At 68.5% G+C, this 622-nt stretch carries 1 protein-coding gene; it reads left to right on the top strand.

Translation table 11 applies throughout. The annotated features are described in order from the left end of the window. On the top strand, positions 1-622 hold a 622-nt coding region (locus tag MWC30_RS21735; protein ID WP_272495890.1), incomplete at both ends, for a TCP-1/cpn60 chaperonin family protein.

The following is a 622-nucleotide window of genomic DNA, read 5'->3' as shown; positions in this document are numbered from 1 at the left end:
CCGGCATCGCCAAGCTCGCAGCCACGGTCAAGGTCACTCTGGGCCCCAAGGGCCGCAACGTGGTCCTGGACAAGTCCTGGGGCGCACCCACCATCACCAACGACGGTGTGACCATCGCCCGCGAGGTGGAGGTCGAGGACCCCTACGAGAACCTCGGCGCCCAGCTCGCCAAGGAGGTCGCCACCAAGACCAACGACGTCGCCGGCGACGGCACCACCACTGCGACCGTGCTGGCACAGGCACTGGTCAAGGAAGGCCTGCGCAACGTGGCCGCCGGTGCAGCACCCGGTGAGATCAAGCGCGGCATCGAGACCGCTGTGGACGCGGTGACCCGCCGTCTGCGCGAGAACGCTGTGCCGGTGGAGGGCCAGCAGGTGGCCAACGTCGCCGCCATCTCCGCCCAGAACGACGAGGTCGGCGAGCTGCTCGCCCGCGCCTTCGACGCAGTGGGCACCGACGGCGTCATCACCATCGAGGAGTCCTCCACGACGTCGACCGAGCTCGACATCACCGAGGGTATGCAGTTCGACAAGGGCTACCTCTCCCCGCACTTCGTCACCGACGCAGAGCGCCAGGAGGCAGTCCTCGAGGACTGCCTCCTGGCGCTCTGCGTCGGTGACGA

The organism is Desulforhabdus sp. TSK, from assembly GCF_022836495.1.
In the GTDB taxonomy this organism is placed as follows: Bacteria; Desulfobacterota; Syntrophobacteria; order Syntrophobacterales; family Syntrophobacteraceae; genus Desulforhabdus.
This window is presented reverse-complemented; position numbering and strand designations above follow the sequence as displayed.